Source organism: Acinetobacter sp. ANC_7504, from assembly GCF_056779995.1.
Genome location: NZ_JBWYIZ010000012.1, coordinates 20,320 through 41,128, shown reverse-complemented (window position 1 = coordinate 41,128; position 20,809 = coordinate 20,320). Strand labels below are relative to the sequence as shown.

The window sequence follows — 20,809 nt, the reverse complement described above, 5'->3', positions numbered from 1 at the left end:
GAAAAGAGTTTTTTTCTAATACTAGTTTACTTTCTGCTTCATCTATTGTTGTTACACTTGTCTTGATTGGAATACTAATAACTCTCTGTGCTGATATTCTAAATACTAATTTTTTTTTGGGTAGATTGGCTATCAAGCCAAGCCCCTAAGCGAGTTTTACCAGAACCATTAGCACCAATAAATAAAAGACTTTGTGTTGATTGAATTTCTACAAGTTGTCCATCAGCACCAGGTAAACTTAATTTTTTTAATTCCGACACTTTTAATCATTTAACCTTTTACATAAAAAACCCACTCAAAAGTAGTTTTTTAAACAATATCAACAAATTTAACCCTCCCAACCCTCCTTATTAAAAGGAGGGATTTCCCCTCTTTATGAAAGAGGGATTAGTGGAGATTATTAAACATTCCCCTCTAAAAAATCCTGTGCAAAGCGTTGCAATACCCCACCCGCTTCATACACAGACACTTCTTCTTCGGTATCTAAACGACACGTTACAGGCACTTCAATCGTTTGATTTTTACCATCCGCCGTTGAGCGCTCAATAACTAAAGTCAAAGTCGAACGAGGTGCAATATTACCAATCACGCTATAAAGTTCAGTACCATCCAAATCTAAAGTTTTACGGTCAGTTCCTGCCTTAAACTCAAGCGGTAACACCCCCATACCGACCAAGTTGGTACGGTGAATACGTTCAAAACCTTCCGCCACAATCGCTTCAACACCTGCAAGGCGCACACCTTTCGCAGCCCAGTCACGACTAGAACCTTGACCGTAGTCTTTACCTGCAACAATGATCAAAGGCTGTTTACGGTTCATGTAGGTTTCAATCGCTTCCCACATACGCATCACTTCGCCTTCAGGCTCTACACGTGCTTTAGACCCTTGCTTAATTGTACCGTCCGAACGCACTACCATTTCGTTATACAATTTCGGATTGGCAAAGGTCGCACGTTGCGCTGTTAAATGGTCACCACGGTGCGTTGCGTATGAGTTAAAGTCTTCCTCAGGAACGCCCATTTTATGTAGATATTCACCTGCTGCCGAATCCATCATAATCGCATTCGATGGTGATAAATGGTCTGTGGTGATGTTATCGCCCAAGATCGCAAGCGGACGCATATTGGCTAAAGTGCGTGGTGCAGCAAGTGCGCCTTCCCAATATGGCGGACGGCGGATATACGTACTTTGCGGACGCCAGTCATACAATGGGCTTGCAGCTTGAACTTTCTCACCCAAATCAAACATTGGGATATACACTTTCTTAAATTGCTCAGGTTTTACCGCAACTTTTACCAGTGCATCAATTTCTTCATCAGATGGCCAAATGTCTTTGAGGTAAATTGGGTTACCGTCTTTATCGTACCCTAGCGCATCAGTTTCGATGTCAAACCGAATCGTCCCTGCAATCGCATACGCCACAACTAAAGGTGGAGATGCCAAGAATGCTTGTTTTGCATACGGGTGGATACGACCATCGAAGTTACGGTTACCTGATAAAACAGCCGTTGCGTAGAGGTCACGGTCGATAATTTCTTGCTGGATTTTTGGATCTAGCGCACCTGACATCCCGTTACAAGTCGTACATGCATACGCAACGATACCAAAACCAAGTTTTTCTAAATCACCCAATACCCCTGCTTCTTCAAGGTATAAAGCTGCCGCTTTAGAACCCGGTGCAAAAGATGATTTTACCCACGGTTTACGTACTAAGCCGAGTTCGTTTGCTTTACGTGCAAGCAAGCCTGCTGCAACCGTATTACGTGGGTTAGAGGTATTGGTACATGATGTAATAGCAGCGATGATGATTGCACCATCAGGCATTAAGCCTTCTGCTTCTTGTGCACGAGCAGCGTCTAAATTACCTGCAATACCTTTGGCTTTTAAATCGCTTGTTGATACACGCGCATGTGGGTTTGATGGCCCTGCAATGTTACGAGTGACCGTTGAAAGATCAAAACGAAGTACACGCGGATATTTGGCTTGTCTCATCTCGCTTGCCCAAAGACCAATTTCTTTAGCATAGTTTTCAACAAGTTTGACTTGCTCAGGCTCACGACCTGTCAGCGTTAAATAATCAATGGTGTTTTGGTCGATATAGAACATCGCCGCCGTTGCACCATATTCAGGGGTCATATTAGAAATCGTTGCACGGTCACCAATCGACATGGTGTCTGCACCTTCACCAAAGAACTCTAAATAAGCACCGACTACACGCTCTTTACGCAAGAACTCTGTTAAAGCCAATACGATATCAGTTGCCGTAATGCCCGGCTTACGCTGACCAACAAGCTCTACACCAATAATGTCAGGTAAACGCATCCAAGATGCACGACCAAGCATCACGTTTTCAGCTTCTAAACCACCGACACCAATGGAGATCACACCCAAAGCATCCGTATGTGGTGTATGTGAATCTGTACCCACACACGTATCAGGGAAAGCCACGCCACCACGGTTTTGAATCACTGGAGACATTTTCTCCAAGTTGATTTGATGCATGATGCCATTACCCGCAGGGATTACATCAACATTTTCAAATGCTGTTTTGGTCCATTCAATAAAATGGAAACGGTCTTCATTACGGCGATCTTCCACCGCACGGTTTTTCTCAAATGCATCAGGATCAAAACCACCGTACTCGACTGCGAGTGAGTGATCGACAATCAACTGAGTTGGTACTACAGGATTGACTTTAGATGGGTCTCCACCTTGATCGGCAATCGCATCACGCAAACCTGCAAGGTCCACCAATGCTGTTTGACCTAAAATATCGTGGCAGACCACACGTGCTGGATACCAAGGGAAATCATGGTCTTGTTTGTTAAAGATTAATTCTTTAAGAGACTGCTCTAAAATTGCAGGGTCGCAACGGCGTACCAATTGCTCTGCAAGCACTTTAGAAGTATATGGGAGTTTTGCGTATGCGCCTGGCTGAATATCCTCAACGGCTTGACGCACATCATAATATTCGAGCTGGGTACCTTGCAGTGGTTTACGGTAGTTGTTATTCATCGCGTTCCTGCCTTGCCTTGAGCATCTTTTTTCTAAACTTTCTAAACATTTTGTTGTTGATGAGACTTCATCATTTGTGATGGCATAGTACACTGCTGAAAGTCCATTTCCCAAATCTTATATATTTCATCCACTTAGGTACAAAAAATAGGGTTTTTGAAATATTTTGTTTCAAATAATGCAGTTAAATTAGCAGTTATGTGCTTTTTTTTGAAAAATAGTGGAAAATTAGGCTAATTCTTTAGTATTAGACTTGATTCGTGAGATGAATAAATGAGCAATTTAGCGTTCTCCTCATTCACCTTAAATGGTGTCGATGCACAAAAATTCCTTCAAGGTCAGGTCACATTGCATGTTGAACGCCTTGAAGAAAATATCACGCGCTACACAGCAATTTGTGATTTAAAAGGTCGAATTCACTTTGGTTTATGGCTAACAAAGCTGAATCCTGAAAGCTTTATGATTGTGACCACACAAGACCAAGCGGAAGAATTTTCCAAACACATTAAAAAGTTTGGTGCTTTTTCCAAAATGAAACTCGAAGAAGCCGGTCAGGTGTACCCTACGCTTCAAGGTGACGCCACTACATTCTCAGCAGCACTAACAGACATTGCCGCTTGGCGAGTTCAAGCCATTCAACAAGGTCAAGCGTATATTGATCAAGCCATTGAACATGTGTTCCAACCCCAAGAACTTCGTTTGCATCAACGTGAAGGCGTTCACTATGACAAAGGTTGTTACTTGGGTCAGGAAGTCATTGCACGCTTATGGTTTAAAGCCAAACCGAAAGCGTGGTTACATCTGATTCAAGGTACAGGTGCTGTGCCTGCAGAAGCGGAACAACTCGATAAAAGCGTACAAGTGGTCAATAGTGCTGCATTTGAAAATGGTTATATCGCTTTGGTGGTGGCACGCCCTGAAGCATTAGCAGAGTTAGACGTGACTGTTTTAGATTTGCCTGAGTATTTAAATGGTGATGTGGCTAGACCACAGTAAAGTTCATTCTCAAATTACAAGCCAGAATATCAATTATTCTGGCTTTTTTTATGCACTCCCTTAAAATGTCAGCAAAGTAAAAATAGACATAACAAATAATGTATTACTCTTTTCCTTTACGCTTTAACATTTTTATTTTTTTTTATTTGTGTGCTTAGTCTAATTGCCCCAACACTAAGCTATGCTGGAATTGATGCTCGATTATTAGAGCAGCTTAAAAAAGAAAATGTGGTAGATACAACAAATACGCTGAGTACATCTGAAATCATTGAACTTATAGAGCAAAATGAACAGCTTTATCAAGAAAGTAATGTAGATTTTAAAATTCTAATGATTCCAAACACTAATGGTGAATCTATTGAGCAATATGCACTGGATGTTTTTAATACACTTAAAATTGGCAACGAAAAGCCCGATAATGGTTTATTACTCTTAGTTGCAAAAGACGATCGTAAAATGCGCTTCGAAGTTGGTTATGGTTTAGAGGGTGACTTCACTGATATAGAGGCAGCACACCTAATTAGAAATACGTTAGCACCTAACTTTAAAAATCATAATTATTTTAGTGGATTTTCACATCTTCAAAGAAAACTTATAGCCAATTTATCCTTAGAAAATTCATCATCAAATAAAATTAAATTTGAGTCCTTAGTCGATTCGAAAACAGAAAACAATATAATCAATTTGGGTAAACCTTCTAAATTCGTGACTAATTACTGGATTTTTGCGCTATGGAATTTTTTAGTGTGTGCTATGTTAATCATTTATTTATCACCTATTTATGACTATCTATTAAAAGGTAAAGAATATTTTAAGGGTTATAAAAAACTTTTGATCGGTATTTTGCCCATCCATTTATTAATTTGTTGGTTTTTAACTGGATTAAATATTCTCGTTCTTTTCTTCAGTACGCTCTTACTGTTGGTGACATTATCGTATATTCACCATAAATATGACCTACACAGTAAGTGGAAAATTATTTCAATTAAAGAAAAAATTCTATTATTGGCTATTTGTTTTGCTTTCGCTGCGGCTTTTGCAAAAAAGGTGGATAAGTTATCAATCGGATCTGTCTTTGTTGTATTTTTTTACTTAAGTGTGCCATTGTTCTTCTTGTGGCTTCTAACAATTTTGATTGTGAGACAAAATAAATCCCTCTATCCAAGGTTCTATGCTGACTGGTTTAAGAGTGAGGAATCCACGACTAATACCAATAACTCATCGGATTCATCAAGCTCTTCTTCAAGCCATAGTTCTTCATCTAGTACCAACTCATCTTCATCACGAGATTCAGGCGGTAGCTCAGGCGGTGGTGGTGCTTCTGGCTCATGGTAAATTTACATTTATTCAAAAAAACCTCCATTTAGGAGGTTTTTTTATTAACTAATAGGCTGAGGATTTGGAACATATTTCCGGTAAATGATCAGGTTTAATATGACCAATACCGCACAACACCAGTACATAAATTCAAAGCTCCATTGTGCAATAACCAATCCCATTACAACTGAACCAACTGCCAGACCAATATCAAAACAAATAAAGAATGTTGATATTGCATGCCCCATCCGATGTTTATCTACGGTTTGAATGGTGAGCGTTTGCAAACAAGGAAATACTGAACCATATCCAATTCCAATAAAAATTGCAGATAACCACAACATCCACTGATTATTGACTAGTGTTACGACCACAAGTCCAATCGCAAAAAATATAAAAGAAGGAACGATAACAGCACGCGGACCTTGACGATCATAAATTTTACCAACCCAAGGTCTTACAATTAACATCGAAACCGCAAACAATATAAAAAATACACTGGTATACGCCAGCAGCTGTTTGCTCTCACTGTAAACCGTAATAAAACTGGTAATACTCGAGTAAGCAAAAGCTGTAAGTAAAGCAACACCACTTACAGCAAAAACTTTAGGCTCAAGAAAATCATCTAGCTTAAAACCTTTTTTATTCATTTTATTTTGCTGAGGTATCTGATTCGCTGGAATATTTAATAGCCAGCTAAAAATTAGACCTAAACTGATGAGCACCGCGAGAGCACCGAATAAAATTTGGAAGCTATAAAATTGAATCATGGTAAGCGCAATTAATGGTCCAAATACCACACCTAGGTTAGTGGACATCACATAATAACCCATGCCTTCACCTTTACGATGCTCAGGAATAAAGTCATTCGCGACTGGAACAGCCACAGTGGTCAACACACTAAACCATATCCCATGTAAAAATCGTATAAGCAACAATGACCACATGTTATCAATGAATAAATAAGCAAATGCAAAGACCGCAAAAAACGTGCTCGATCCACGCATAGTGAGTCGCTTACCCATTTTTTGAATGATCATGCCTGAAAATGGTCGTACTGCTATTGATGAGGCGAGAAAAAGCGTTAACGCTAATCCTGCTTCTTCAACTGATCCCGCTAAATCCTTCACAATGTAAATCGGAAGGACAGCCAACATGGCAAAGTAGTAAATAAAAACAAATAAATTATTTAATACACACAAGATAAATGAACGATTCCAAAGTCGTTCGGTGGTTTCACTCATGAAAATCTACTCTTGTCGCATTAATGTTTAGGCGTGAGGACGTAATGGATCTAAACTCAGTTTGACCAATTGACGGATATAGTGCTCATCAGGCAAATGATTAAAAAAAATAATTTGGTAATGAATAGGACCATACAGTCGATCAAGTACCAAATCATAGTGATCATGTTCAATCAGCTCCCCCGCCTCAATCGCCTGTTGGATCAGTTGGTGCAGTTGAACTCGTTTAGGTAATAAATATTGCTTGAAGAATGTTGCAGCCAATTCACGATGATTCGCCATAACCACCAACATCGCTCGTCCTACTGGATGATCTAAAGCCTTAGCCAAACGAAGCAATTGTTGATTAAGATTTTGTTCAAGGTCGAGCTCTGGCTCAAACTCAAAAATTGAGAGTGTGAGCTCTTTAAAGGTGTCCAGAACCAATTCAGATTTATGTGACCACCATCGATAAATAGTCGACTTTCCCACCCCAGCACGTGAAGCAATGTCTTCTACTGTCAGTTGGTGATATTCCACTTCATTCAAAGCCTGTTTGACTGAAGCTAAAATACATGATCGGCGTCGTGCACTTTTGTCATCGACTGTCATGAAATCCTCACAAATAAAACGATACGTTTCGTATCGTTTTATAATAGAGTTTTTTTATTGATAAAGATATGAAAATAAGACCAAGGCGTTAGATGGAATAGATTTTAACTGTCAATCGATTGAGAGATGACTCATAAAAAACCTCCTATATCGCTAGGAGGTTTTTTTCTAAAAGCCATGAAATAATTTATTCATATCCTTCACCACATAATCTTTAAAATGAAATGCTCTCGCGTGTTTAGCATCAAACTTTACGGTTAAATCACCTTTTTGGAATACATACACTCGATTCTCCTGACTCACCAAATACTGCTCGCCAAGTTTCAATAAGAGCGCATCTATCTTTTGTTCATCTGGGATTGAATCATCTTGAAAAACTTTATCGTAATTACGTTTAATGCCTTTTATAAACATCGTTGAACACCTCATTGCACAATGCGTATTTAAGCAAAACCATCGAAGAACTACTAGTGGATTAAAATTTTGGTTAAATCCATATATTCAAGGCTGAACAACATAAATCCAGTGTCGTTTATATGCTTATACTGCAATACACACACTTTATTCACAAAGCGAAGCTAAATTTGAAGGATGTATACATATTCTATATTTACATTCACATAATTCGGACTATGATGAAATGGTGTAAAACTCTATTTACATCAAATAAATAGGGTTGCTTTTAAGATAGGTATAAAACAATTATGAAAAAAATATTATGTGGTGCTTTACTCGCTGTTGCCACCTCATTTAGCTTCGCTGCCGCACCAGTCGATCCTGCATTCAGCAAAGTACAGGAACTGATTCAAGCAAAGAATTACAATGCGGCCTACCAAGAACTTGAACGCTTATCAAAAGCAGGGAATCCTCAAGCGACTTATAACTTGGCATATCTCACTCAAGCTGGTCAAGGAACCAAACAAGACAACAAAAAAGCAGTACAACTTTATGAACAAGCTGGCACTGCAGGCTATCCTTTAGCCAATTATGTATTGGCGCAAAACTATGCCACTGGCGGCTTGGGGCTGACCAAAAATGAAAAAAAATCTCGTGAATACTTAGATAAAGCTGCAGCTCAAGGTTTTGAAGATGCGATTGTTGAATCTGCTGTTCTACTGTTCTCTGAAGGTAAAGAACAATCTGATAAGCTCGCTTTGCAAAAACTTGATCCTTTAATTAAGAAAGGAAGTTATCCAGCCATTCATGCTCGTGCTTTATACGATATTTCATTAGGCTTCAAAACCAAAACTGAAGCGCCTGTGAAAAAAGGTTTAGCGAGCATTCAAGATTTAGGTAAAAAAGGATACATCCCTGCGCTTATGGCCATTGGTAACATGTTCGTAAACGGAAATATCGTTCCGCAAAACCTACCTGAGGCAAAAAAAATATTTAGTGCTTTAGCAGATGAAAATATTCCTCAAGCCAAAGAAAATCTAGCGATCGTGAACAAACTGATTGCTGAGAATGCAAAAAAACCTGCAGCAAATACGAAAGCTAAATCATAAGCATTAATTTAAATTTTAAACCGCTGCTCAAATACAAAAACCCTATCACGAGATAGGGTTTTCTTATATGAAAAGGATATTTATGATTACATTTTAGGTTTTACTCAATTACCACCATAAAATAATTAATCCAGCAGTCACAATAAATCCAATTACTGTACTCATCAATAAAGGTGTAATTGCACGATCATTGAGCCCATATGCTTTTCCCAACATTCCAAATAATGCAGGTGTAGGTAAAGCTGCAATCAATGTCCCTACATACACGATATCCATTGGTGCTTGAGCAATAAATCGTAGAGTCAAATACATGAGTATTGGAAAAATAAAGTTGGACGATAGAACAATATAAAGACTCTGCTGATTGACATATTTTAGGGTTAAACCTGCGATGCTTCCGCCAATCACAAATAACGCCAAAGGAGATGCCGTCTGACCAATCATTAAGAAAACTTGATCTATATAATGCGGCAGTTTAACCTGAAAAACCGCGCACACAATTCCGATTACCACACCAATAAACAATGGATTTTTACATAGGATTATAAAGTTATTTTTTAATGTATTGAGTAGTGCTTGCTGATTTTGAGCTTGCAATCCCGCAATAAATAAAGCTGCTGGAACAAGAAAAACACTTTCGATAATTACGATTAAAGAAGTAAAGGCAAGCGCGATATGACCAATCAATAGACTTAAAATGGCCGTACCAAGTAGTCCAGTATTAGACATTGACGCTCCAATTGAGAGAATGGCAGCATCACTTAAATTGTTTTTAAAATGCTTTACCAAAATCCATAAAGCGATTGCAAATACAAAGGCAGTCACCACAATATAACTGTAGAAAAGTTTAGGTTGCCATATCGCATCAAGATCTTTTGATGAAAGCGCTTGTAAAAATAGAGCAGGTAAAGCGACTCGAATGACGAATGTACCAACAATAGAGACTTGTTCCTTGCTAAGTAAATTCAGTTTAACCGAGGCATATCCCGAAAAAAGCAGTAAAAAAATCGGAATAATGACCGATAAAACCATGACTTAGCATCCCTAGCTATTGTATGAGTTAGTCAAATTATCATACAACAGCCGTAATTACCCAGGATGACTTTTTAAGTATACCTTTATGCCTATTTTATCTATCAGCATATGGCTTAAATAATGATTTCACATCATGCGGTTGGCATCGTAAATATTGCGGACTAATTTCAACCTCTGCTTTTAATTGAGCAGCAGCATGCCATGGCCATCTTGGATTAAATAGTATTGCCCTTGCGAGCCCGATTGCATCAGCTTTGCCTTGTTGTAAGACATCTTCCGCCTGTTGAGGTTCAGTGATCAGCCCAACAGCAATCACTGGAATGTCTACGTGTTTCTTGATTGCTTCCGCAAATGGAACTTGGTAATTAGGACCAATCTGAATATTTTGATCGATATGTAATCCCCCTGATGATGCATGGATATAAACTGCACCAAGTTTTTCTAATGCCTTTGATAACCCAATTGAGTCATCAATATTCCATGCCTTTTCTTGCTCCATCCAGTCTGTTGCAGACAAACGAACACCGATTGGATAGTTGTCTGGAACAGCATTTTTGATCGCCTGAAAAACCTCTAAAGTTAGACGAATGCGATTCTCAAAACTTCCACCATATTCATCTGTTCTTCGATTAGATAAAGGGGACATAAATTGATGTAATAGATAACCATGAGCCGCGTGGACTTCGATGAGATCAAAACCTGCATCTACAGATCTGACTGCTGCAGTTGCAAAGTCATCGATAATTTTTTTGATTTCCTCGATACTTAATTCATGAGGAGCCTGATCATCTGGATTAAATGGTAAATCACTTGCAGATACCGTTTGCCAGCCATGTTCATGATTCGATGAGAATTGACCACGTCCCAACCATGGTTTATCAGTTGAAGCTTTACGTCCCGCGTGCGCTAACTGAATGGCGATTGGCGTTGGAGCAATCGATTTTACCTTATCAATCAATGCTTTTAATTGTGCACGTTGTAAATCATTCCACAACCCTAAATCTGCAAAACTGATACGACCTACAGCTTGTACCGCAGTTGCTTCAATAATATATAATCCAGCACCCGACAATGCATAACTCGCCCATTGTTGTTCATGCCAAAAACTATGCTCCCCTGCTTCATTCGCAGAATACTGACACATGGGAGCAATAATAATTCTATTTTTGAGTGATAAATTTCCGAATTGAATTGGCTCAAATAATTTTGCCACACTGAATCTCCCTGATTTTAAATTGATTTATTTGTAGCAGTGTACAACGCATTTACGTGATAAATCATCTAAGTTCATTTCATCATTGAATGCTTTAAAAAACATTTTAAAACTTAACCATGAAGGCACTAGATGGATTGTGTATCATATTCTGTTCAAGCGTAATATCTTGTAGTTCACTCGATGCTGCTTGCAATATCCTCATTTAACCCAATATTTTTCTACTCGCCCATTTAACAGAGTTTCCATGCCTGAATTACCTGAAGTTGAAACCACGAAAACCAGCTTGCTCCCTTTGCTGAATCAAAAAGTACTTTCTGTTCAAGTCAATAATTCAAGTCTGAGATGGCCTATACCAAATGATGTAAATCAATTGGTCGGTCAACGACTAATAGGGCTAACACGTCGATCCAAATATATTTTGGCACAATTTGAAAATGTGACCATGTTATGGCACTTGGGAATGTCAGGAAGCTTTCGTTTGAGTGATTCACGTGATGCGTTGAGAAAGCATGATCATTTCATCATACAATTCGATGATATCCAATTACGCTACCACGATCCTCGTCGTTTTGGTTGCATTTTATGGCTAGATGATCATGCTCAATCCAAACTTTTAGATACGCTTGGACCTGAACCTTTAAGTGAATCTTTTAATGCTGACTATCTAGAGCAGAAATTTAAAAATAAGAGTGTTGCAGTCAAAGTTGCAATTATGGATAACCACATTGTTGTGGGTGTTGGAAATATTTACGCAACTGAAAGTCTGTTTAATTTGGGCATTCATCCTGCACAACCCGCCTCTAGTCTTACACGGCCACAAATTGAAAAATTTGTCATTGAAATCAAACGAATACTTAAACAAGCAATTGATTTAGGCGGATCTACTTTACGTGATTACACCAATGCCATGGGCGAAAATGGCTACTTTCAACAAACGCTATTGGCTTATGGGCGCGCTGGTGAAATGTGCATCAACTGTGAAACAACTTTAGAAAATATTAAGCTCGGGCAACGTGCTTCTGTTTTTTGCCCTGAGTGTCAACCGCTTAAGCGACCTCAAGCCTCAAAGAATCCTGTATCAAAGGTAAAATCCAAATGAAATCAGCAATTGTTCGGCATATTTTAGTCAAAGATAAAGACCTGTGTATCCAACTTAAACAAAAGCTTAAAGACGGTGCTGATTTTGCTAAAATTGCTAAGCAACACTCAACTTGTCCCTCAGGAAAAAAAGGAGGGGAATTAGGTGAGGTAAAGAAAGGACAATTGGTTGGTCCTATCGATAAGGCAGTTTTTAGTTTGGCTGAACGTGAATTACATGGACCAATTAAGAGTCAATTCGGCTGGCATTTACTCGAAATTAAATTTCGTATGGATTTTTAAACTTCCTGGATTTCCCTCTCCTTTTAGGAGATGAGAAGCATCGCTTCGCAAGGGAGAGCTAAGAATCAATACCTCCCAGCCTCCCTTTGACAAAGGGGGATTTCGGGCGATTTTAAAAAAATGATGAGATATAAAAAACGGCGCATTTAGCGCCGTTTTCATTGTAAAAGCATTAACCTTTACGTTTTAATTCGTCACGAATTTCACGAAGTAATTCGATATCTTCTGGAGTAGCTTCAGGTGCTGGAGCTTCCTCCTCTTGCTTACGACGCATTTTATTCATCAATTTCACTAACCAGAATACCACCCATGCAAGCAGGATGAAGTTGATGAGAATCGTCAAGAAATTACCGTAAGCCAAAACATTTAAACCCGCTTCTTGAGCGGCAGCAAGCGTTGTAAGGTTATTTGGATTATCTCCTAATACAACAAACCAGTTTGAATAATCAACATCACCGCCTAAGATCCAACTGATAATTGGCATGATGACATCTTTCACCATTGAATCGATGATTTTACCAAACGCCCCACCAATGATCACACCGACCGCCAGATCCATTACATTGCCTTTCACGGCAAATTCTTTAAACTCTTTAATAATGCTCATTTTTTCTCCAAAATTTTTCTATGCATTAATGTGACATAATATACATTATTCTTAATGATATTTCCGTCTAAACTCGTTGGTTTTCCACCAAAATCATAAGTATCTCTGTTTAAATAAACAAGATCTTGTCCAAATCAACTACAACAATTCAACAACTTTTATTTCATATCTTAAATGATGTAGTCAAGATATAAAAAAACCGCTCTTTTGAGCGGTTTTTTTATTTAAATCAATTAAGATTTATTACGTTTACGTTCGTTTTCAGTCAACCAACGCTTACGAATACGAATTGATTTAGGTGTAACTTCAACAAGCTCATCATCTTGAATAAATTCAAGTGCTTGTTCTAACGTATATTCAATCGCAGGAACAAGTGTTAATGCATCATCAGTACCTGATGCACGAACGTTTGTTAATTGTTTCGCTTTAGTTGGGTTTACAACCATATCGTCAGAACGAGAGTTAATACCAATGATCATACCTTCGTAAACTTCTAACTGAGGTTTAGCGAATAGACGACCACGGTCTTGTAAACTGAACAATGCATAGCCCAAGCATGTACCTTGAACCATAGAAATCAACACACCGTTTTGACGTTTTGCAACAGAACCTTGTTTCATTGGTCCATAGTGCGAGAAACTTGAGGTCATGATACCAGTACCTGAAGTCATGGTCATGAATTCTGAACGGAAACCAATCAAGCCACGTGAAGGTACAGTTGCTTCAATACGAATACGACCTTTACCGTCGACTTCCATATTGGTCATTTCACCTTTACGGTTACCCATTTGTTCCATCACAGCACCTTGATGCTGTTCTTCTACGTCAAATGTTACGTTTTCGTATGGCTCTTGCATTTCGCCGTCAATCTCTTTCAAGATTACTTGCGGACGAGATACACCCATCTCGAAGCCTTCACGACGCATGTTTTCGATCAATACCGAAAGGTGAAGTTCACCGCGGCCCGACACTTTAAAACGGTCAGGACTGTCAGTATCTTCTACACGAAGTGCTACGTTGTGAATCAATTCGCGGTCAAGACGTTCACGGATGTTACGTGAGGTCACAAACTTACCTTCTTTACCGGCGAATGGTGAGTTGTTAACTTGGAATGTCATCGATACTGTAGGCTCATCTACAGAAAGCGGTGGCAATGCTTCAACATGTTTAGGATCACAAATCGTGTCAGAGATATGAAGTTCGTCCATACCTGTTACACATACGATGTCACCTGCAGAAGCAGATTCAACGTCGATACGCTCCAAACCATGGTAACCCATGATTTTTAAGATACGACCGTTACGTGTTTTACCATCTTTGTCGATTACCGTTACAGGTGTGTTCAATTTCACTGAACCACGTTGGATACGACCAACACCAATAACACCAACGAAGCTGTTATAGTCAAGTGAAGACACTTGCATTTGGAATGGACCATCAACATCCACTGCTGGCGGCTCAACGATGTCTACGATTGTTTGGAACAACGGAGTCATGTCTTCAGCCAATTCTTCTGGTGAAGGACCTGCTACACCACGAAGACCAGAAGCATAAACCACAGGGAAGTCTAACTGTTCGTCAGTACCACCAAGGTTATCAAATAAATCGAATACTTGATCGATTACCCAGTCAGGACGCGCATTAGGCTTGTCAACTTTATTGATAATTACGATTGGTTTCAAACCACGTGCGAACGCTTTTTGCGTTACGAAACGAGTTTGTGGCATTGGACCTTCTTGTGAGTCTACCAAAAGAAGTACACAGTCAACCATCGACATTACACGCTCAACTTCACCACCGAAGTCGGCGTGTCCCGGGGTATCCACGATATTGATACGGTATTCAGTATCAGTACGTTTATCTAACCATTTGATTGCAGTATTTTTTGCAAGAATGGTAATACCACGTTCACTTTCAATAGCGCCTGAATCCATGACACGCTCGATCTCACCCGCGCGTTCACCCAAAGCACCTGATTGTTGTAAAAGTTTGTCGACAAGAGTCGTTTTACCATGGTCGACGTGTGCGATGATGGCAATATTACGGAGAGTTTTAATATCTGACATGTAAATTCGATACGCTTTAAATTTGAGGGCAAATTATACAGAAAAATCCTAAACTTTTATAGTGACTGTTTCTTTACAATTTCATTTTTTTTTGACGAATGGTTATGTTTCGGTTTTGTAAACGCATGTAACTCGATTAGAATGTCGGCACTTTCGCTTAATCTAGATGGTATAGACCATGTCTACTCCCGACCAATCTCAAGAACCGAAACTCGATCTTGTTTATGGTTTAGACGATAAACCAAAACCGTTCATCGCTTTTCTCGCTGCCATTCAGCATTTACTTGCCATTATTGTTCCGATTGTTACTCCTGGTCTATTGATCTGTTTGGCTTTAGGTGTTTCTAAAGAAGATACAAACATGATCCTCTCCATGTCATTGGTGATTTCAGGTATTGCGACATTCTTACAAAGTAAAAAGGTTGGTCCTTTCGGTGCAGGCTTACTGATTGTTCAAGGTACAAGTTTTAACTTTATCGGTCCTATTATTGGGATTGGCTCAGCAATGGTTGCCGCGGGAACTCCAGTTGAAACTGTTATGGGTTCAATTTTTGGTGTCGTGATTGCAGGCTCATTCATTGAAATGGGAGTTTCACGCATATTACCATGGGTGAAAAAACTCATTACTCCACTTGTGACTGGTATTGTCGTACTTCTCATTGGCTTAACCTTGATTAAAGAAGGTTTAATCTCAATGGGTGGTGGTTACCAAGCGATGGGGAATAACACTTTTGCCAATACAGACAATCTCATTATGTCTTGTACAGTTTTGGCATTAATCATTCTCTTAAACCGCTTAAATGTTACATGGGTTAAGAGTAGTGCGATATTAATTGCACTGATTGTAGGTTATGCGCTAGCAGGCTTCATGGGCCATTTAGATTTTTCTGGCTTAGAAAATGCACCTTTGGTTCAAATCCCTACACCAATGCACTTTGGCTTAGACTTCTCTTGGAGTTTATTTATACCAATGGCATTTATTTATCTGGTTACTTCATTAGAAGCGATTGGTGATATCACCGCGACTTCTAAGTTATCTAATCAGCCTGTTGATGGTCCGAAATGGATGGAGCGCATTAAAGGTGGTGTACTCGTCAACGGTGCAAACTCCTTACTCGCTGGTTTATTTAATACTTTCCCGAGTTCTGTTTTTGCTCAAAACAACGGAGTAATCCAATTAACTGGTGTCGCTAGTCGCCACGTGGGTATATGGATCGCTGCTCTATTAGTTATTTTGGGTTTACTACCAGCAGTGGCTGCCATCATCCAAGCTGTTCCTCAAGCTGTACTGGGGGGCGCTGTCATGGTGATGTTTGGGGCTGTTGCAGCATCAGGGATTAATATCCTTTCTGGTATTCAGCTTGACCGCCGTGCATTGCTTATTATTGCAATTTCACTTGCTCTTGGTTTAGGTGTTGCTCAAGTTCCACAGATTCTTGAACATATGCCTGAACTCATTCGTAATATATTTAGCTCTGGTGTAGCAACTGGCGGCATTGCAGCCTTGATCTTGAACTTCGTTCTACCTGAAGCAAAGAAATAATTTAGATTGAATCAAAGACTGCCCAGCATTGTCTGGGCTCTTTTATTCTGTGGAGAAATATATGGTTCCTCAAAGTGAAGTTGTTATTCGTCAACATAACTTTCTGAAAGGTCGAATATTATTAGTCAATGCACCAACTGATGACTTAAGCACTCAGCTCGATAAAAATATTCAGGCTTCAGTATGGACATGGAATTATAACGACTTTCTATTTTTCCAAAATCAAAATACTCCTGTTCATTTTGGGACGGATATCCCTGAAGCAGAATATGATCAAGTTATTGTTTTTGTGCCTAAAGCCAAAGAGCTTTTGAATTACTTACTACACAGTGTGGTATTAAAACTCGGTCTTGGTGGATCAATTTTTCTTGTGGGTGAAAAGAAAGGTGGCGTTGAACGAGCAGCAAAACAACTCGCTCCATTTGGCAAATGTGTCAAACTAGACAGCGCTCGTCATTGTCAAATGTGGCAATTAATTATCGATCAGACTCCTACGCCTCGAGCTTTAGAGAATTGGGCTCAACAATATACAATTCAAACACCGAATGGCGAATTACAGATTTATGCTTTACCTGGTGTATTTAGTCAAAATAAACTTGATATTGGTACAGCTGTATTTCTCCCCTACCTCAATCGAGTGAGTTCAGGTAAAATCGCTGACTTCGGTTGTGGTGCTGGCATTATCAGTGCATATTTAGCCAAATTGAATCCCAAAAATCGTATTTTTGCGCTTGATGTGGATGCTTTTGCGCTCGCCTCCACCCGCCTAACATTTGAAAAAAATAATTTGTCACCAGAACAGCTCGAAATCAAAGCTGTGACTGGCATTGAAGATGCGCCACTATTTTTACATGCCATCGTCAGTAACCCTCCTTTCCACCAGGGTATATACACTGATTACAATGCGAGTGAGAATCTTTGTAAGACATCACGTCGCCATCTAAAATCTGGTGGTGAACTTTGGATCGTGGCAAATCGTTTTTTAAACTACCCAACTCTCATTGAGCAAAATTTTGGTCAATGTGAAACTTTGACTGATCAACAAGGCTTTAAAGTACTGTTTGCAAGTACTCAAAAGAAATCATAAGGAACTTTCGATGAGCGAAACCGGTCAACTTAAGCGAAAGCTTGGAGCACGCCATCTTAATATGATCGCCATTGGTGGTTCTATCGGTACAGGACTATTCCTAGCTTCGGGTGCAACAATTGCCAATGCTGGCCCTGGTGGTGCATTACTTGCCTATTGTTTAATTGGCGTAATGATTTACTTCCTCATGACCAGCTTAGGCGAACTCGCAACACATAATCCAACATCAGGTGCTTTCTTCACCTATGGCACCAAATATGTCGAAGGTGGATTTGGATTCGCACTAGGCTGGAACTATTGGTACAACTGGGCGATAACCGTCGCATTTGAACTTGTTGCAGTTCAATTCATCATGAAATTTTGGTTTCCTGATATCCCAGGTTTCTATTGGAGTGCCATTTTCCTTGCTATCGTTTTTGGTATTAACGCCTTAACAGTCAAAGGTTTTGGTGAGTCTGAGTTCTTTTTCTCACTCATTAAAGTTCTTGCCATCATTGCATTTATCATCATTGGTATTTTCATGATTGCCAAAATCATGATGACACCCAATGTTGCAACTTTCGCAAATTGGTCAAAGGGTGAAGCGCCATTTGTAGGTGGTTTGTCAGCATTAATTGGTGTCGCGATGATCGCAGGATTCTCATTTCAAGGTACTGAAATGGTTGGTGTTGCCGCTGGTGAGTCGAAAGATCCGAAGAAAACCATTCCTATTGCGATTAAACAGATCTTCTGGCGTATTCTCTTATTCTATATCGTTTGTATTTTTATTATCGGTACATTGATTGCGTATGATGATCCTCGTCTAATGCAAGCTGCTTCAGATGAGAATATTGCATTATCACCTTTTACTTTACTCTATGAACAAGCAGGCTTTGCTTTCGCTGCAAGTGTCATGAATGCAGTCATTCTTACGGCTATCCTTTCTGCCGGAAATTCAGGAATGTACTCTTCCACACGAATGCTGTTTGATATGGCAAAAAATGGAAGTGCACCCAAAGTGTTCTCCAAACTTGATGGTCGCGGTGTACCAATGAATGCACTTTATGCTACGACAGCAATCGCAGCACTATGCTTCTTGACGACATTTATTGGTGAAGAGGAAGTATTTAATTGGCTTCTGAATATGTCTGGTATGTGTGGCTTTATCGTATGGCTCGGTATCGCAATCTCTCATTACCGATTCAGGAAAGGCTATTTGGCTCAAGGATATAAGTTAGAAGATTTAGCATATCGTGCAAAATTTTTCCCTTTTGCACCGTGGTTCGCTTTTATTTTGTGTGCAATCGTTGTGTTAGGTCAAAATTATCAAGCCGTACTTGATGGGGAGTGGATCGCAGTAGTCTCCACATATATTGGGATCTTCTTATTCTTAGCAATATGGCTAGTTTATAAGTTCAAGTACAAAACCAAGTTGATTCAATATCAAGATATGGATGTAAAACCAATTCAAGTCGATCAAGACTAATAAAATAAAAAAACAGCTCAAATTGAGCTGTTTTTTATTATTAGATTCTGATCTTATTGTATTTTTAAGGTCAAATTCACTCGACGATTCAATGCTCGACCCTCTTCTGTCGTGTTATCAGCGATTGGCTGATTTGGGCCATAACCTTGAGTCGAAATTTGTTTAGGATCAACATTATATTGCATCACCAATTCATTACGGACAGCATTTGCTCGCTCAAGTGATACTTTTTGATTCGCTGCTATAGACCCTCGATTATCTGTATGCCCATCTACTTGAAGTATAAAACTTTTATTCTGCGCCAGAATTTTTGAAGCTGCTGTTAAATAAGGTTCATATCGGACATCTATTTGACGGGAATTGTGATTAAAATACAGCGGTAGACCTTGTTTTAATTCAATTAGTATCTTTTGATCCAAGTCTTGTACACCATTAGTTGATTGCGTCTTTGTCGTTGTACAAGCTGCCAAAGTTAAAGCAATGCATAAGCTTGCTATCAAGCTATATTTCATCTTTATTCTCATTGTGTTGTTGATTATATTTTGTGAAATATATCACATTTATAAAAAAGGGGTAAAAAAAACAGCTCCTAAGAGCTGTTTTTTACAATCTAGTAAAGATTATTGAGCTGCTGCTTGAGGTTGAGCAACTACTGTACGGCTACCAGAAATCGTAGCGAATACACGACGGTTCATTGCACGACCTTCTTTAGTTGCGTTGTCAGCAATTGGTTGATCCCAAGCGAAACCTTGAGTCGCTAAACGAGAAGCGTCAATGTTGTATTCGCTTACAAGAGCAGATTTCACAGAGTTAGCACGAGCTAAAGATAAACGTTCGTTCAACGCACGTGGACCAGTATTATCAGTGTGACCTTCAATACGAGCAGTTGCATTTGGATATTCGTTTAATTTTTCAGCTACTTTAGCAATTTCAGGCTTGTACTGATCTTTGATGTTAGACTTGTTCGTATCGAAGAATACGCGAAGTTCCATGTTAAGATCTTCAGTCAACTCTTGTGGAGCTGGTTGAACTGGAGCTGGAGCTGGTTGAACTGGAGCAACTTCTACTACTTCAGCAGCAGGCTTCAAGTGACCGCCTAAAACTACGTTAAGACCAGCAAGTGCTGTGTAGTTCCAGAAATCTTCGTCGATGTTATAAGTTGCACGAGCTTCTGTACGAAGAGATAGAGCATCATTTAAGCGCCAGAAAGCACCTACACCCGCATTACCTAAAGTACCTTCGTCGTCTTTAAGACCACTCATGCCTTCATATTCATACTTGTAATGACCAGCACCCAAAAGTACATATGGCTTGATCTTGCTGTCATAGTTTTTTGTAATCAAATCAGAAGTAGCGTAAAAGTTACCATTGATTTGAGTTTGCTTATATTCAGCATTCTGAAGAGTGTTACCAGTAATTGCGCCTTCGATATCACCTTTTACTTGGTTATATTCAGCTTCAAAACCTAACCAAGGAGTAAGTTCAATACCAAGTGCAGCACCTACAAATAAATCGTCCTGAAGTTCAGGACCACTTACCGCATTAGATCCAGTACCTTGACCAGTAAGGTGATCAGAACCATTATTGTGTTTAGTGTCTTGGAATGTGTAACCCACTAATAGTGGAGTAACAGTTACACCAGCATTAGCAGCAGCGAATGGAGCAGCAACAAGCATAGCAAGTGCGATACGACTCAATTTCATGGATATCCTCCAGAGATAACAATTGTTTTTCAAGCTCA

General features: G+C 39.3%; 19 protein-coding genes. 8 read left to right on the top strand and 11 right to left on the bottom strand.

The features are described from left to right. Positions 1–98 precede the first annotated feature (98 nt). Positions 99–260: a hypothetical protein gene (locus AC1M9F_RS12205; RefSeq protein WP_481597892.1), complete on the bottom strand. Its 162-nt coding sequence runs from the start codon at positions 258–260 to the stop codon at positions 99–101. A 140-nt stretch (positions 261–400) separates the two neighbouring features. Beyond that, the gene (gene acnD / locus AC1M9F_RS12200) at positions 401–3,016 is read right to left on the bottom strand and encodes a Fe/S-dependent 2-methylisocitrate dehydratase AcnD (RefSeq protein ID WP_481597891.1); all 2,616 of its coding nucleotides are present in this window, start codon (positions 3,014–3,016) and stop codon (positions 401–403) included. 273 nt (positions 3,017–3,289) lie between these two features. On the opposite strand from acnD, the gene ygfZ reads away from it, so the two are divergent. Beyond that, on the top strand, positions 3,290–4,012 hold the full coding sequence (gene ygfZ, locus AC1M9F_RS12195; protein ID WP_481597890.1) for a CAF17-like 4Fe-4S cluster assembly/insertion protein YgfZ: 723 nt from the start codon (positions 3,290–3,292) through the stop codon (positions 4,010–4,012). Between the two features lie 150 nt (positions 4,013–4,162). Next, positions 4,163–5,347, top strand: coding sequence for a TPM domain-containing protein (locus AC1M9F_RS12190; protein WP_481597889.1), 1,185 nt, complete (start codon positions 4,163–4,165; stop codon positions 5,345–5,347). Positions 5,348–5,391: 44 nt separating this feature from the next. Here the strand turns inward: AC1M9F_RS12190 and AC1M9F_RS12185 are convergent, their stop codons facing one another. The 3 genes from AC1M9F_RS12185 to AC1M9F_RS12175 form a co-directional block, all read right to left on the bottom strand. After that, entirely contained in the window at positions 5,392–6,573 is a 1,182-nt protein-coding gene (locus AC1M9F_RS12185) for an MFS transporter (RefSeq protein WP_481597888.1), read from the bottom strand. A 27-nt stretch (positions 6,574–6,600) separates the two neighbouring features. Further along, complete coding sequence (locus AC1M9F_RS12180) at positions 6,601–7,164, bottom strand: TetR/AcrR family transcriptional regulator (protein ID WP_092767505.1); 564 nt, start codon at positions 7,162–7,164, stop codon at positions 6,601–6,603. 168 nt (positions 7,165–7,332) lie between these two features. Beyond that, positions 7,333–7,578 (bottom strand): hypothetical protein, encoded by a 246-nt coding sequence (locus tag AC1M9F_RS12175; RefSeq protein ID WP_092767507.1) that lies wholly within the window; start codon positions 7,576–7,578, stop codon positions 7,333–7,335. 290 nt (positions 7,579–7,868) lie between these two features. On the opposite strand from AC1M9F_RS12175, the gene AC1M9F_RS12170 reads away from it, so the two are divergent. Continuing rightward, a complete protein-coding gene (locus tag AC1M9F_RS12170; protein WP_092767509.1) occupies positions 7,869–8,669 on the top strand; it encodes a tetratricopeptide repeat protein in 801 nt (266 codons plus the stop codon). Positions 8,670–8,777: 108 nt separating this feature from the next. On the opposite strand, the gene AC1M9F_RS12165 is transcribed toward AC1M9F_RS12170, so the two are convergent. Further along, complete coding sequence (locus tag AC1M9F_RS12165; protein ID WP_481597887.1) at positions 8,778–9,701, bottom strand: AEC family transporter; 924 nt, start codon at positions 9,699–9,701, stop codon at positions 8,778–8,780. Between the two features lie 97 nt (positions 9,702–9,798). After that, on the bottom strand, positions 9,799–10,917 hold the full coding sequence (locus AC1M9F_RS12160; protein ID WP_092767514.1) for an NADH:flavin oxidoreductase/NADH oxidase: 1,119 nt from the start codon (positions 10,915–10,917) through the stop codon (positions 9,799–9,801). Between the two features lie 247 nt (positions 10,918–11,164). On the opposite strand from AC1M9F_RS12160, the gene mutM reads away from it, so the two are divergent. Beyond that, positions 11,165–12,019: a bifunctional DNA-formamidopyrimidine glycosylase/DNA-(apurinic or apyrimidinic site) lyase gene (gene mutM / locus AC1M9F_RS12155; RefSeq protein ID WP_481590539.1), complete on the top strand. Its 855-nt coding sequence runs from the start codon at positions 11,165–11,167 to the stop codon at positions 12,017–12,019. Continuing rightward, a complete protein-coding gene (locus AC1M9F_RS12150; protein ID WP_180028291.1) occupies positions 12,016–12,300 on the top strand; it encodes a peptidylprolyl isomerase in 285 nt (94 codons plus the stop codon). The genes mutM and AC1M9F_RS12150 overlap by 4 nt, the downstream gene beginning before the upstream one ends. 172 nt (positions 12,301–12,472) lie before the next feature. Here the strand turns inward: AC1M9F_RS12150 and mscL are convergent, their stop codons facing one another. Further along, positions 12,473–12,907 carry a large conductance mechanosensitive channel protein MscL gene (mscL, locus tag AC1M9F_RS12145; protein ID WP_035270698.1) on the bottom strand — a complete coding sequence of 145 codons (435 nt, stop codon included), beginning with the start codon at positions 12,905–12,907 and terminating at the stop codon, positions 12,473–12,475. A 233-nt stretch (positions 12,908–13,140) separates the two neighbouring features. After that, complete coding sequence (typA, locus tag AC1M9F_RS12140; RefSeq protein WP_035270590.1) at positions 13,141–14,973, bottom strand: translational GTPase TypA; 1,833 nt, start codon at positions 14,971–14,973, stop codon at positions 13,141–13,143. A 178-nt stretch (positions 14,974–15,151) separates the two neighbouring features. Here typA and AC1M9F_RS12135 point away from each other — a divergent pair, with 178 nt between their 5' ends. The 3 genes from AC1M9F_RS12135 (at position 15,152) to AC1M9F_RS12125 (ending at position 19,068) form a co-directional block, all read left to right on the top strand. Beyond that, positions 15,152–16,516 (top strand): uracil-xanthine permease family protein, encoded by a 1,365-nt coding sequence (locus AC1M9F_RS12135; RefSeq protein WP_481597886.1) that lies wholly within the window; start codon positions 15,152–15,154, stop codon positions 16,514–16,516. A 61-nt stretch (positions 16,517–16,577) separates the two neighbouring features. Further along, entirely contained in the window at positions 16,578–17,603 is a 1,026-nt protein-coding gene (locus AC1M9F_RS12130; protein WP_481597885.1) for a methyltransferase, read from the top strand. Positions 17,604–17,613: 10 nt separating this feature from the next. Continuing rightward, complete coding sequence (locus AC1M9F_RS12125; RefSeq protein ID WP_092767523.1) at positions 17,614–19,068, top strand: amino acid permease; 1,455 nt, start codon at positions 17,614–17,616, stop codon at positions 19,066–19,068. Between the two features lie 53 nt (positions 19,069–19,121). Here AC1M9F_RS12125 and AC1M9F_RS12120 read toward each other — a convergent pair whose 3' ends face one another. Both AC1M9F_RS12120 and omp38 read right to left on the bottom strand, forming a co-directional pair. Beyond that, positions 19,122–19,580 carry an OmpA family protein gene (locus AC1M9F_RS12120; protein ID WP_481597884.1) on the bottom strand — a complete coding sequence of 153 codons (459 nt, stop codon included), beginning with the start codon at positions 19,578–19,580 and terminating at the stop codon, positions 19,122–19,124. A gap of 108 nt (positions 19,581–19,688) precedes the next feature. Beyond that, positions 19,689–20,771, bottom strand: coding sequence for an outer membrane protein Omp38 (gene omp38 / locus AC1M9F_RS12115; RefSeq protein ID WP_481597883.1), 1,083 nt, complete (start codon positions 20,769–20,771; stop codon positions 19,689–19,691). Positions 20,772–20,809 lie beyond the last annotated feature (38 nt).